This is a genomic window from Senegalimassilia faecalis (assembly GCF_004135645.1).
GTDB classification, from domain to species: Bacteria; Actinomycetota; Coriobacteriia; order Coriobacteriales; family Eggerthellaceae; genus Senegalimassilia; species Senegalimassilia faecalis.
On sequence record NZ_SDPW01000001.1, the window covers coordinates 821916 to 836746 of the forward strand.

At 63.3% G+C, this 14831-nt stretch carries 5 protein-coding genes; 2 read left to right on the top strand and 3 right to left on the bottom strand.

Annotated features, from left to right (window positions below):
* Positions 1 to 270: 270 nt before the first annotated feature.
* Entirely contained in the window at positions 271 to 7953 is a 7683-nt protein-coding gene (locus ET524_RS03520) for a leucine-rich repeat protein (RefSeq protein WP_129423364.1), read from the bottom strand.
* Between the two features lie 765 nt (positions 7954 to 8718).
* Between ET524_RS03520 and ngr the strand changes: the two genes are divergently transcribed.
* Together ngr and feoB are read left to right on the top strand one after the other, a co-directional pair.
* Positions 8719 to 9330 carry a nigerythrin gene (gene ngr, locus ET524_RS03525; protein ID WP_129423365.1) on the top strand — a complete coding sequence of 204 codons (612 nt, stop codon included), beginning with the start codon at positions 8719 to 8721 and terminating at the stop codon, positions 9328 to 9330.
* A gap of 255 nt (positions 9331 to 9585) precedes the next feature.
* Complete coding sequence (gene feoB / locus ET524_RS03530) at positions 9586 to 12180, top strand: ferrous iron transport protein B (protein WP_129423366.1); 2595 nt, start codon at positions 9586 to 9588, stop codon at positions 12178 to 12180.
* 166 nt (positions 12181 to 12346) lie between these two features.
* On the opposite strand, the gene ET524_RS03535 is transcribed toward feoB, so the two are convergent.
* Together ET524_RS03535 and ET524_RS03540 are read right to left on the bottom strand one after the other, a co-directional pair.
* Positions 12347 to 12871 carry a metallophosphoesterase family protein gene (locus tag ET524_RS03535; protein ID WP_129423367.1) on the bottom strand — a complete coding sequence of 175 codons (525 nt, stop codon included), beginning with the start codon at positions 12869 to 12871 and terminating at the stop codon, positions 12347 to 12349.
* A gap of 3 nt (positions 12872 to 12874) precedes the next feature.
* Complete coding sequence (locus tag ET524_RS03540) at positions 12875 to 14374, bottom strand: helix-turn-helix transcriptional regulator (RefSeq protein WP_161566595.1); 1500 nt, start codon at positions 14372 to 14374, stop codon at positions 12875 to 12877.
* Positions 14375 to 14831: the final 457 nt, after the last annotated feature.

Consider the following 14831-nt stretch of genomic DNA (forward strand, 5'->3'; position numbering starts at 1 on the left):
GTGTACTAAACGTTAGAAGTATACCTAAGTCCACAAATAAGGGAAGAACCGTGGGTAACTTTTGTTACAAATTCTCCGTAACTAGCAAATGTGCTGAAACTGCCGCGCGTTGTTTGGAAATTGGTGGTGCGCCTTCGGCGCTTTCTATTTGGGGAAGAGCTTTCGCTCTTCCCTACGAGTTTTGGCTGCATGGCTGTTCGGTGTCGCAGCTGGCATCAAGCCCTGCAAAAGAAGGGGAGACAGGAGCCTCCCCTTCTTTCAAACACGTGGTTACTCGCGATTTTTGCGGCGCGCGAAGAACGCTGCGATCGCTGCCGCTACGGCGCCGAAGACGCCCGTTGCCACCAGTGGAGCAACCGGAGCCGCATCGCCGGTCTGCGACAACGTGCCGCCTGCCGGGCTCGATGTGGCCGACGCGCTACCGCCGGCATTGCCACCGGCACCGTTGTTTGCACCTGGCGTACCGTTAGCAGGCGTTTCGCCCGTCGGGGCCTTATCGCCCGGCGTTCCAGCAGCAACCTTCACCAGCCCAGCCTGTGCCTTGGTCAGCGCATCAAGCGCAGCGCTCACGTCGGCGCTGCTTGTCGGGTTGGCCAGCTGCCGCTCGGCCGCCGCCAGCGCTTCGGAGAACAGCTTCCATGAATCCGCCGTGTAATCAGCCTCGTTCAGCTGCTTCGCCTGTTCAACCGCCTGCTGCAAACCGGCAACATCAACGTCGCCAGGCTGCGGATTCGGGTCGGGATCAGGCTTCGGCGTCGGTTCCGGATCGGGAGCGGGATCAGGCTTCGGCGTCGGTTCCGGATCGGGATTCGGGTCGGGCGCCGGCGCAACCTTCACCAGCGCGGCTTGCGCATCAGTCAGCGCGTGCAACGCATCGTCGGCCGCCTGCTGCGTAGTGGGATTGGCCAGCACGTTCTTCGCCGTGGCAAGCGCTGCCGAGAACGCCTTCCACGAATCCGCCGTGTAATCGGATTCGACAAGCTTGTCCGCTGCCACAATGGCATCTTGCAGCGCAGCCGTGTCCACGTTCGCTTCCGCAAGCGCGCCCTGCGCGGCAACCAACGCCTCAAGCGCCCCATTGACGGCCGCCTGACTTTCAGGATTCACCAGCTGCGCACGGGCCGCGGTCAACGCCTTCGCGAACGGCGCCCACGTTTCGGCCGTGTAGTCGCCGCGGTTGAGCTTCTCGGCCGCCGCCACCGCATCGGACAACGCCTGCGTGTCAACTGCCGCAAGCCCGGCCACCGTCTTCACGGTCACCGCAGCACTTGCCACGTTCACGCTTACGCCGTCGACGGTCACGCGCGCCACCACGTGGTACGCATGGTCGCCCGCGCCCGGCGCATACGATGCACCCGTTGCGCCCTCGATGGCCGCCCCATCGCAGAACCACTGGTACGTTACCGCCGCCCCATCAGGCGCGCTCACCGTCGCGTTCAGCACCGGCGCGTTTTGGCCTTCGCCAACCACTACCACACCGGACTTGTCGAGCGTCACCTTCGGCTGAACACCCAGCAGCGTTGAAGACTCCGTCAGCCACGTGGCGTCGCGCACGTCGGCGCGAATGGTGGAGCCATCGGTGGGAACGGCCCAGTTCAGCGTGTCGGCGGTAGACCAATCGGCCAGCACGTTCTCCTGGCCAGACGGCGAAACCTCCACGAAGCGGAACTCTTTCGCCCCGTTGACGCCGCCCTGCGCCGTGGCCGTAACCGGCGTCACCTGGCCCGGCTCCACCGCGCCCGCCGCGGCAAGCGACACGGAAAGCGGCGTGTACGCAAGCAGCTGATGCTCAGGGTCAAGCGAGCCATACGTACCCTGCATGGCCGCCTTCGCCACATCGTAGCCCTGCGACCCCGCCGGCGCATAGATGCGCACGTCGCTGGCGTAACCGCCGATGTTCCAGCCGAACTCAAGGCTTTCCAGATCAGCAGGCACCACCAAAATCTTCGGGCACGTTTCCGATGCGCTAAAGCTGATCTTCGTCATGCCAGGACCGAAGTATGCGGACTGCATGATGCTGTCGTCCTGCTTCGAGCTGGACACGTACTGTCCGCCGTCGCCGCCGCGCACAATCAAATGCGTGGGCAGATGCCCCGAGAACGCCGAGGCGCCGATATTGCTTTTCGGGTTGCCCATCTGCTTGATGTTCGTGCCGAACTCCACGAAGTTCAGGTTCAAATCCCAGTTAAACGCCGTGTCAGCCACGTACTGCAGGCTATCGGGGAACGTGACGCTTGCCAGGTTGTCACACGTGTTGAACGCGCCCCACTCGATGGACCTCACGCCCTCGGGAATGACTACGGACTTGATGACGCGGTTCGAGCGGAACGCCTCGCGGTCGATGGATACGGTGCCGCTTTGCACGGCCACGTTCTCCGTCTTGCTGGCCGCAGCGCTCTTGACCAGGTGCAGCCCGTCGTCCATCTGCGCGTACAGCACGTTGTCCAGCGCCGAGTACACCGGGTTTTCGCCCGAAACCGTCAGCGTTTCAAGCGACGAAGCGCCCGCGAACAGCTCCGCGCCGCCGCTGGCGATGCCCGCGCCGATATGCGCCGCCGTCATGCCCGTGAGGTTCTTGAACGCGTTCGCGCCCACTTCGGTCACGGAATCGGGCAGGATAACGGCCTTGATGGCGCCGTTGTAGGATGCCGTGTCCTTGCCGTCAGTGCTGGAGTCGTCGTCCGAGCCAGTGGTTTCCTCGTCCGAGAACGCCAGCGCGCCGATCTTCGTCAGCTTGTTCAAGTCGCAGCGCAGGTTCACCGTCTCCAAGCTCACGCACTTCGAGAACGCCTTGGCGGGGATCTCCGTCGCACCGCCGATGTTGATGTACGTCATCGCCGAGCAACCGGCAAACGCACCTTCGCCCATAGTGGTGAAGCCGTCAGGCAGCACCATCGACGTCAACGTTGCGTTGGCAAACGCCGAGGCGCCGATGCTGGTCAGACCGTCGGGCACGTTGACCTTCGTCGCCTGCGCACCGTTGAATGCGTTGTCGGCCACCTGGCGAACGGAAGCGGGCACCGTGTACGTGCCGCCCGGCAGCTTCTTACCCGCCGGGAAGGCCACCAGCTGCGTTGCATCCTTGTTCAGCAGCACGCCGTCAAGCGCCGAGTAGTTCGCCACGCCTTCGGCAACCTTGAACTCCAGCAGCGCCGCGTCGCCCACGAATGCGCTGATGAGCGCGCCGTCCGGCACCTGCTTGCCCACGGTCACCTCGTTGAGCTGCTTCATGTTCGCAAACGCGCCCGCGCCCACGCGCGTCACCGTGTCGGGGATAGTCACCGCAGCGGCATTCGTACCATCGAACGCGGCGGCGCCGATGGACTCAAGGCCGTCGTTGAGCTCAAGCGTTTTCAGGCTGGCGTTGCTGGCAAACGCGTTCGCGCCGATGATGCGCACGCTGGCCGGTAGCTTCACCGACTGCAGGCGCGCACCGTTGAACGCCTTGTCGCCGATGGTGGCCAGGCTTGCAGGCAGCCCCTCGCGCACCGAGCCGTCGGCGCTGCGAACCTTGATCTTGTTCAACGCCGAGCACGCGTCGAACGCCGAAGCGCCGATGCTGGTCAGCTTGTCGGAAACGGTGAGGTCGGACAGGCACATGGAGTCTTCGAACGCCGATTCCGCCAGGTACGTCAGGCTGCTGGGCAGCGACACGCGCTGCACCGTGGACACGGCGAACGCCTGCGCGCCCATCTGGGTAACGCCTTCGGGCACGTCGATGGCGCCAAGTGCCTGCGTCCCGTAGAACGCGCGGTCGCCGATGCTCGTAAGCTTGCTGCCCTCGGCGAACATGACTTTGCCCAGGCTGTGCGTGCTCTTGAACGCCTCGTTGCCAATGGCAGTCACGCTTGCTGGGATGACCACGCTTTGGATGTCCGACCCCGAGAACACGCCGTCGGCGATGGACGTGACGTCGTTGGGGATGGACAGGTTCGTGGATTCGCCGCGATAACCGGTCAGCACGCCGTCGGCAATGACGAAGTCGGCGTAATCGGCCTGCTCAGCGCGCACATGGATGGTGGCGGATTTCTTCTCGCCCGCCGCGTTCGTCACCGTTGCGGTAACGTCGGCGTCTCCCGTTTGCCCCTGAGCCGCAAGCGTCACGGCGTTGGAAACCTGACGCAGCTTGCCGTCGGCCTGCTGCACCTTCACCACGGACTCGTCCGAGCTTTCCCACGTCACGCCGCCCGTTGCGAAATCGTCGGCCACCAGGGCGCTCACCTGCAGCGACCCGTCAAGCGTCAGCTTTGCCGTGTCCTGCGACAGCACGACGCCCGTTGTGTTGGACACCTGCTCAACCTTCACCTGCGCCTTCGCGGTGATAGCCGGGTTGTCGGCAACGGCCACCGTCACCTCGGCGGTGCCTTCGGCCACGCCTTCCACCTTGCCATCGGCGTCAACCTTCACCACATCGGGATTCGAGCTTTCCCACACCAGCTTCGTCTGCGTGGAGTCGGCCGGCGAAACGGTTGCCGACAGGCTTCCCACCTGGCCGGGCGCCAGCGTCAGCGCGTCGGTCGAAAGCGTCACGCCCGTGGCGGGCACGGGGTTCACGACCACTTCGATATCGTCGCTGATGTTCGAGCCGTAGTCCCATGCGCGCATGTGCACCACGTTCGGGAACGCCAGCCCGCTGTGGCCCGGGCCGCTCCAGCCGTTCCATCCGCTGCTGATCTCGGACACGGGGATGGACACGTGCCACGTGCGCGTGCCGTCGGCGTTTTCGACGGGGTCGGACACCGCGGCGTTATCCCAACGGCTGGTGGGCACCTTCACCTGGTAGTACTTGCCGTCGGCCTTCTTCGGGTCGTCATCGGGCCCCACGAAGTTCACGCCCGCGAACCAGCTGCCGTCGGTCACGTCGAACGCGACGGTGCGCTCATCGCCTTCGCCCTGCAGCTCCACATTGCTGACCTGCGGTTTCTCGGTATCGTAATAGAACGTCTGGTCGAGCGTTTGCTGCGCGGCGTCATCGGTTGCCAGCGTTGCGGTACGGCGCAGCGTGTACTGGCCGTCGGGCAGCTGATTGCCGTTTGCGTCCAAGCCGTCGAAGATGGGCTTGTTCGCCGTATCGATATAGTAGTCCTCAACGTACAGGTACGTGCCCACGCTGTCGTTGTACGTGGTCTTCGAAATCCAGTCGTAGCTGTAGTTGCGCACCGATGCGTTGTCGGCGTTCAGGTAGTCGTAGCTCAAGCTGCGCGCGTTGCGTTGCATGATAGTGAACGGCACCAGGCGCGTGGGCGCGTTCGTTGCCGCCGACGAAGATACCACAGCCTTTGCCGGGTCGGCGTCACCATAGCTGTCCAGCGGGTTTTTGCCCAGCGTCTTCGACGTGTTCTGGTTCATGATGGCGCTGCCCACGATGTGCTCGTTGCCGCTGCCCGCCACCGGGTCGATGGCGCTTTGCGCATCCCAATCGCCATAGAAGCCCAGGAAAGGCGCGGACAGGTCGACGCCGCCTTCGCTTTCGGCAGACAACTTCACGAAGCCTTCCACGTAAGCGCCGTTCGCAGCGTTTTCGGCTACGAACTGCTTAAACGCGTCGGTGGCTCGCACGTTGACCACCAGCGTAGCGCTGCCGTCGTTGTCATTGCCATCGTAAGGCTGCACGGTGATCTTGCCGTCCTTGGCGTCGCCGCCGAACGTCACGTCGATGCCGCGACCCGTCCAGTTGTAGTCGCTGCCCGCGAACAAACCTTCCGCGATCTGCTCGGACATGGCGGTGGCGTCAAGCGCGTACGTCTGCGCCGTCGAGCCGACGTTCATCAGCTTCAGCGTGAAGCTCCACGTGCCATCGGCCGACTCGCCCATCTCGCCCTTCGGGCGCTGCTGAGCCGCTTCTTCGTTCGTCAGGTACGCGGGCGTGTTGATGGCCGCCTTCGCGTTCACCAGGCCGGCGCCCTGGAAGCGCGGGCTGTAATAGGTAGCGGGGCCATCGTCCACCATGGGGTCGACAACGGGGCTGGCCGTGGACATGAGCAGCTGCGACACCAGCGCGCTGTACGTGGACGCATCGAAGCTGGCGAACTTCTTGTCGGAGGCGATGTACTGGCGCACCTGCGCGGATATGCCCGCCACCTGCGGCGTTGCCATGGACGTGCCCGACTTGTAGCCGTAGTCGTTGTTCGTGACCGTGGAGTAGATATTGCCGCCGGGCGCCGTGACCTCGGGCTTGATGCTCAGGTCAGTGGTGGGGCCCCAGCTGGAGAAATCGCTCATCTGATACGCGGTGGCCGGCGCCGTGGTCAGGCCGTCCACTTTCGTGATGCGCTTGTCGGTGGCAGCCAGCAGCTTTTCGCCAGCAGCCTTCGTGATCATGATGGCCGTGGTGTCGTAGCTGTCGATGGCGAACGACGTAAGCAGCTCATCGCGATCGTCATAGATGACCACGGCGTACGGCGACAGGCCCGACAGGTTGTTCACCTTGTCGACGAAGGTGAGGTCGTTGCCGTCGGCGTCTGCGCCGCGTTTCACCAGCACGATGGTGTTGCGGCCCATGCCGTCGGGATATTTCTCCCACAGCGCAGCGGCGTCGGCCGTGCTGCCCACGCCGCCGTCCACGTACTCGTACGTACCGGCCTCCAGCGCGGAGAACTTTGGCGAACCATAATAGTTCAGGTTGTTGGCTTCGATGTAAGGAATGGTGCTGCCATCGGCCGCTTGAAACGCCGGTGAGTCCTCGGCGCTGTTCACGCTGGCCACGGCCACAGTTTCGGGCAAAGCTGACGGGTAGGACAGCACGGAGCTGTCGGGGTCGGACGCGAAAGGCTTGTTCTTGCCCGACTTGTTCTTATAGCCCGACGTGTAGGAGTTGCCGGCCGCCATGTTCACCGACGCGCCCGTGGCCGTCAGCGATTCGATGGCGTCGCCGTACGTGGACGCCGCCGCGTCGGAGAAGCCCGCGTCGGATCCCAGCGACACGTTCACGGAATCGGGCTTGAGCACCACGGCGTCGTCGAACGCGGCCAGAAGCGCGCTGTCGTAAATGGTGCCGTCGGAATTGCAGCTGACCTTCAGCATGGCAATCTGCGCATCCTCGGCCGTGCCGCGCACCTCGCCGGCGTTCGCGCCGACGATGCCCGCCACGTGCGTGCCGTGATCCATGCCCGACAGCGAGCCGGGGTCCACATCGGCGTCGTGGTCGGCGTAGTCGTATGCGAACGGTATCTTCTCGCTGACGTAGCGGCCGTTCTTGCCCTCGCCCATCTGCGTCATCTTCGCGCTGATGCCCGACTCGGTTTCAGCCACGGTGGCGTCGTTCAGGTCTCCTTTGAACGCGGAGTGATTCACGTCAAGGCCCGAGTCGATGATGGCCACCAGCTGGCCTTCGCCACGCTGGTCAACCTGGTCGGCCTCGGTCATGTTCAGCGCATTCTGGTTCATGGGGGCATCTTGAATGCCCTGGTCGGCGGGCACTTCATAGCCGCGCTCGATGAACGCATTTTTCACGCCGTCCAGGCTGCGGATGGTTTCCAGCAGGTTCGCCGGCGCCTTGATGGCGAAGCCGTCGATGGCGTGGTAGTAGTCCTGCAGCTCCTGGAATTCGGGCTGCTGCTCCTGCGTCGCGTCGCCGGACGCGTCGTCGGCGTCCTCGGCGGAGAGCAACGCGATGCCTTGCGCCTGCTCTTCGTTGACCATGCTGCGGATTTGATCCTTGAAGTAGCTGTGGCGCGACTGCTTCACCGTTCCCATGATGCGACTGAACAGGCTGACGCCCTGCGAGCCGCCGTCCTCAAGCTGCACGATGATGGTGACGTTGCCTTGCGCATCCGTGCCGTTGGCCTGCGCCTGCTGCATGGCCTGCTCAACGGCCGATGTCGCGGAAGGCTGCTGCGCCTGGTCGTCACCGTCGGCGGCAAACGCGGCCGTGGAAGGCACCATCAACGTGCCTGCCAGCGTCAGCGCCAGACCCGAGCGGACAATGCGTCCGCCCTTCTGCTCCTCGCCCATGTTATTCCCTTCGTTTCCATTTAACCCGAAGTAAACAGTTCACGATTTCCAACTGTTTACCATTTGATACTTCCCGGCAGTATAAACGAGCAACGCCGCAAAGGGAAGAACAAAGGGTAACTTTTGCTACCACAAGCGGAGGCGCCCGGCCGAAGGCGGAAATCTGGCCACTGAGCCCTGCCTTGCCGATAGCGCGAACGGAGGCCGACACGGGGGGCGCAACGCGGGGACGGGGCTAGCATCCGCCAAGGAGAATCCGTCGGACGACCGTTCCTTGTCGCTTGGTGACGCCAACAGCCCTGCGTCACGTCGCGTCATCAAGTTAGCAAATTGACGAAATCGACCCTGTTTTCGGTTAGCAAATTGACAAAACAGGGGTCGAAAACGGTTAGCAAATTGACAAACCGCAGGTCAGCAGATTGCGTAACAGCATGTTGTGCAGCGGCCACAAAGCAATTGCCCCAAACCCCGCAGTGCGATCGCAAATTTGGTGAAAAGTTGCATTCACGACGAGAATTGCCGCTGAAAAGTTGCATCTTCGAGCAAAGTGCACGCTGTCCGCACCGCTCAAGGCCACCCGAACGGCGCGCCCTGCCGTAAAGTTCGCCGTAGTTTGCGCTGTGTCGGTTGTGCGAAGTCGGGCATTTGCGCGTTGTTGGTGCTTGCGGTCACGCGTTCGACCGGGTACTATGCACTTATTGAGATTCGTTCTCAATAAGCAAAGACGAGATGTACTTCATATTCAGACGACAAGGAGTATGCATTATGAATAAGCGCACCGAGCTGCCCACCGCCGAGAACTCTTCCAACTTCCACCGCGTTGCCGGCGCCACCTGCGAAGTTGGCACCACGCTTGAGAACCTGAAGGCCGCCGTCTGCGGCGAGACCGGCGCTTCCGCGAAGTACGCCGCCTGCGCCAAGCTGGCGAAGGAGAAGGGCTACGAGCAGCTGGGCCGTTTGTGGGAGGCCACCAGCGCTGCCGAGCAGGTGCACATCCGCCTGGAGGCCGGCCTGGTCGAGGAGCTGGAGCCGGGCTACGAGCGCCCCGTCGCCGACGCCCCCGAGCTGGAAGAGATCGACCTGAACCTGGTCGCTTCCGCCAACGGCGAAATCTTCGAGACCACCGACATGTACCCGGGCTTCATCGCGAAGGCCCAGGAAGAGGGCAACGCCAAGGCCGTGCAGGTGTTCACGAAGGCCAAGCTGGCCGAGGCCGTGCACGCCGAGCTGTACCTGCAGGCGTACAACAACATCGACGCCGCCGACGACGACTCCTACTTCCTGTGCCCCGGCTGCGGCTACATCGAGAAGGGCACCGCTGCCCCCGAGAACTGCCCCATCTGCGGCGCGCCCGCCAAGGTGTTCAAGCAGTTCTAAATCGCAAGCGAACAACCGCAAGCATCGCCAAACGCCCGACGGCAACCGCCGCCGGGCGTTTTTTGTTCGCAGCAATCTCTACAACAGGCCTCAACGAACCTAGCTGCCAAGTTGCTACCCTACGCACCCTCCGCTTAAACGTTTCCTTTTGTGAACTTTTCTTCCATGGGCGCATTGCTCAGCAGAACACTTTATTATGGGTGCAGACACAGACGAGAGGCGCGGAATTTCCCGCGCTGATATGGGGGGAACAATATGCTGCTGAGCGAACTTGCGCGCGGCCAGGCCGGCGTGGTCAAAGTCGTGGAGGGTCAGGGATCAGTTCGCCGCCACTTACTTGATATGGGCCTTACGCCCAACGCGGTGGTAACGCTGCAGAAAACGGCCCCAATGGGCGACCCCATCCAGGTGACGGTGCGCGGTTACGAGCTGACGCTGCGCCTGAGCGAGGCGAACAACGTGCGCGTGCGGGCGCTCGACGCAGCCGAAGACGCCGCCGCCGTTGGCGCGCCTGGCGCAACGCGCGCGCCGGCAGCTGGCAGCGCAAGCGCAACCGATTCCGCATCCGTCGCCGCCCACTGCGAGCCCGTGCCCCACCCCGGCCTTGGCGAGTTCGGCCCGGCCGAAGAGGCGTATCGCGCCCACGCCCGCCGCGCCACCGCGAAAACCGGCCCGCTGACGTTCGCGCTGGTAGGCAACCAGAACTGCGGCAAAACCACGCTGTTCAACCAGCTCACGGGCGCAAACCAGCACGTCGGCAACTTCCCCGGCGTCACGGTGGACCGCAAGGACGGCACCATCCGCGCGCACGCCGAGGCAACCGTCACCGACCTGCCGGGCGTCTACTCGCTGTCGCCGTATTCCAACGAGGAGATCGTCACGCGCGACTTCCTGCTGAACGAAAAGCCCGATGGCATCATCAACATCGTCGACGGCACAAACATCGAGCGCAATCTGTACCTGACCATGCAAATCATGGAACTGGGCATCCCCATGGTGCTGGCGCTCAACATGATGGACGAGGTGGAGGCCAACGGCGGCACCATCCGCGTGAACGAGCTGGAGGCCGAGCTGGGCATCCCCGTGGTGCCCATTTCCGCGGCAAAAAACGAAGGCGTCGACGAGCTGGTCGACCACGCCCTGCACGTGGCGCGCTTCGACGAGGCGCCCGGCCGCATCGACTTCTGCCCCGCCAGCGAGCACGAGCACGACCCGCTTGGCGCGGTGCACCGCTGCGTCCACGCCACGGGTCACATCATCGAACCCTACGCTGACCAAGCGAAAATCCCCACGCGCTTCGCCGCTACGAAAATGGTGGAAGGCGACGAGCTTATCGCGCGCAAGCTTGACCTGCCCGAGTCGGCCATCTCGTCCATCCGCGAGCTAACCGCGTCCATGCAGGCCGACGCCGGCATGGACGCCGAGGCCGCGCTAGCCAACATGCGCTTCGCCTTCCTGGCGAACCTGTGCGCCAACACGGTGGTGCGCCCGCAGGAAAGCCGCGAGCACAAGCGCAGCGCAGCGGTCGACAAGCTTCTGACCGGGCGCTATACCGGCATCCCATGCTTTTTCGCCATCATGGCCGCCGTGTTCGTGCTGACATTCAGCTTCATCGGCGCGGCGCTGTCCGACCTGGTCAGCGCCGGCGTAGACATATGTCTCGATGCGCTGGAGGCCGGCTGCGAGGCGTGGGGGCTCAACCCCGTGGCGCAGGGGCTGCTCGTCGATGGCATCGGCGCGGGCGTGGGCGCGGTCATCGGTTTTCTGCCCACCATCGTCACGCTGTTCTTCTTCCTTTCCATCCTGGAGGACTCAGGCTACATGGCGCGCGTGGCGTTCGTCATGGACCGCCCCATGCGCAAAATCGGCCTGTCTGGGCGTTCCATCGTGCCGCTGCTCATGGGCTTCGGCTGCTCGGTGCCGTCGTTCATGGCCACGCGCACACTGTCGAGCGAACGCGACCGCAAGATGACCACCATGCTGGTGCCGTTCATGAGCTGCAGCGCGAAGCTGCCGATATATGCCCTGATCGTAGGCGCATTTTTCCCGCGTGCACTGCAGCCGGTCGTCATGATCGGGCTGTACGCGTTCGGCGTTATCGTGGGCATAGCGTTCGCTGTGGTACTGAAGCGGGCACGTTTCCGCGGTCAGCCTGTGCCGTTCGTGATGGAGCTGCCGAATTACCGACTGCCCGCCGCGAAAAGCGTGGCGCGCCTGGTGTGGGACAAGGCGAAGGGCTTCGTGAAGAAGGCGTTCACCGTGGTGCTGGCCGCGTGCGTGATCATCTGGTTCCTGCAGACGTTCGACGCGCGCCTGAACGTGGTGGACGACGTGAACGCCAGCCTGCTTGCGGGCATCGGCGGGCTGATTGCCCCGCTGTTCGCGCCGCTGGGCTTCGGCGACTGGCGCGCGGCCACGGCGCTCATGACGGGCTTCATGGCGAAGGAGAGCGTGGTGTCCACGTTGACCCAGGTCACGGGCGGGGCCGACTTGACCACGCTGTTCACGCCGGTGACGGCGCTGGCGTTTCTGGCGTTCGTGCTGCTGTACACGCCGTGCGTGGCGGCCATCGCCACCGTGCGCAGCGAACAGGGCGGCGCGCGTGCGGCGCTTGAGACGGTGCTTTTGCAGTGCGGCATCGCATGGGCGGTGTCGCTGGCGGTGTATCTGGTGTGCTCGCTGACAACGGGCAGTATCGCTAGCGCGTTCAGCGTGCCAGGCCTGGTGGCGGGCGTTGTCATTGTGGCGGCCATCGCGCTGTACCTCACGCGTCAGCGAACCGATGGCGAGCTGAAGGTGGGGTGCCGTACCTGTCCCGCCAACTGCAAGAAATCGGGCGGCTGCCACTAAGGCGCCCGCTATTTGCAAGCGGGGCCAGCAGGGAACGTCACCGCGCGACGGGCGGCTGACGCTTCCGCATACGCGTTCCGCAACTACAACAAAGCCCAACGCAGGGCATTCCGCCTGCACGCAAAAGTGCCCGGTCGCACGACCGGGCACTTCGCTTTCCTTTTCCCTATTTCCCCATTTCCAGCAGCACTTCGCCTTCCAGCGATTCCACGCGCGCCGCGCGAATGCGGCCCGCTTCCAACTCGACGAAGCCCACGGACGCGGGGAACCCGCCGCGCGGGCGGCTGACGCTACCGGGGCACATGAGTAGGCTGGCCGGGTACGCATCGCGGCCGGTCAGAAGCTCGGGGATGTGCGTGTGGCCGTGCACGCACACCTGTGGTAGCGGATCGCCCGGCGCGATGGCGCGCGAGCCGTTGAAGCCGATGCGCACGTCGTTGGGGTAATGCGCCACCAGGAAACGCACGCCATCGATGACCGGGTGCGCGAAACGCGTGACGCTTTTGCCGTACTCGTCGTAGTCGTTGTTGCCAAGCACCGCCGTGGTGGGCGCCAGGATTTGCAGCTCGCGCAAAATGCCGGGGTCGCAAATGTCGCCCGCGTGAATGATATAGTCGCAATACGCCATGGCACCCAGAGCCGCCTCGGGCAGCCGCCCATGCGTATCGGAGATCAGCCCCACCAGCTTCATGCGCTACCCCTTCTCCACCAGGTCGATGAGGTCTTGGTGCGAATGGATGTCGAACTTCGCGTAAATGTGCTTGACGTGCGCTTTCACCGTGTTGCGCGACACCACCAGCTGCTCCTGGATGTACGCGCGGTCGCGGCCGCGTGCCAGCATCTGGAACACCTCAAGCTCGCGCGGCGTCAGGCCGTACTCGTCGGCCAACGCGGCGCAGCGTTCGTCGAACGTGGCCTTCGGCGCTTCCACCACAGCCGTTTCCACCGGCGTCACGCCGTTGATGACCTCGCGAAAGCTGAAGTTCTTCAGCCCGATAAGCGCGTAGCCCACGAACAGCAGGATCAGCAGGGCCGCAAACAGGTCGAACAGGGGCGTGCCCATGCCGGCCAGCGTGTTCGCGTGCACGCCCACCGCCGCGCCAAGCGTGCTGCCCAAGCTAGAGACGCCACGGCCCCACGCGAACGCCGCCACTGCGCCGCGGCTGTTGCGCGACGCCACGGCAATCAGCACCAGCCACGCCACCATATCGAACAGCGTGTTGCCCGACGACAGCAGCATCACCGTGGCCGTGCGCGAGCCAGCCAAATCCATGGTCATGGCCAAAAAACCCGCCACAATCAACAGCACGGAAATTTGAACCAGCAGGTCGGTGGGGAATTTTTTGCCCGACAGCAGCACCCATACGGCCGCAATGGCCACGGGCAGAATCACGAAAAACGACGACAGCGGCGCGCCAGCCACCTCGCCAAAGCGCAGCGAGCAACCGAACGCCACGCGGAACAAAAACAGGCACACGAACAGCTGGCTGGCCAGCGGCAAAAACGACGACGGGCGCGTGACGGAGAAGTCGTGCGGCGCTTCGCCATACTGCGTTTCCTGAAGAATAGGCCGCGCGTCTTTCCACGTCAAAGCCCAAGCGATAAAAGGTGCCACCAGGAAAAACACCACGCCAAACCACACGGGTAGCAACCATGCGAACGCCGATGCCACGCTTTGCGCCACAAAGGCCAGCGTCACCAAGATGCTTGCCTGCCCAAGCGACAGACGCGACGCCGCAAGAGCTGAAACCAAAATGCACCAAGCCCGTCCAACGGCCAACGCGCACGAGGATGCCACAAGAAGCGGCGCGCTGCTAAGAGCAAGCGCCACGGGAAGGAGAAAGCCCATGGCAAGCAGCGCCAGGCCTCCCCTGTTAAGCATTTCCACATGCAAGGCTGCCGGCTTAAACGTAGCGAGCAAGCCCAGAACAATGAGAGCTGCCGCATTTGCGGTTACCGAGATATCACGTGCATAAGAGAAGACCGTATCGAAGCACGGAAACACCGAGATGTTCATGAACGAGGTAGTGGACAACACTAACGACAGTGCCACAAGCAATCGCCAAAAAGACGCCGTGAACAACTGCGGAGCCGCCGCGATAGCCGCGGCGGCGGGACTCTTCGAAGCCGAAGCGGCAACGGGCTGCTTGTCCGCCAGCACATTCGCTTCGTTATGCATGTCCTTTTTAGTCATGTTCGCCATTCTAGCATGCAAACCCCCGCCGCGCGCCTACACACACCCCCGCGAAACTACCATTTCATGCAAACGTTGAGCAAATCAACAGCCAACCGCGACCCGCTTATTCAAAAAATCGCTCATGTATGTGATTTAATGGTCGAACCCTAGGTAGAACAGGCAACACGACTGTCATTTCCCCAGGTCACACAGCTGCGCCCACAAGGGATACAACGCACATTGCCAACAAATCACATACATGAGCGATTTTTGTTCAGCACCCTGGACAAAACAGCAGCTTTCCTACGCTGCGAATAGCCATGCGAGCTGCCTCTCCCGGCTTCACAACATACAAGCGCCGAAAGCCCCCGCCCGCAAAAACCCGAGGGGCCAAAGCCAAAGCGTCACAAACTCGCTCGAGTTTGGGATTTGCTGGAAAAGCTTCAGCGACCAGCTCGACATGTAAGACCGTGAC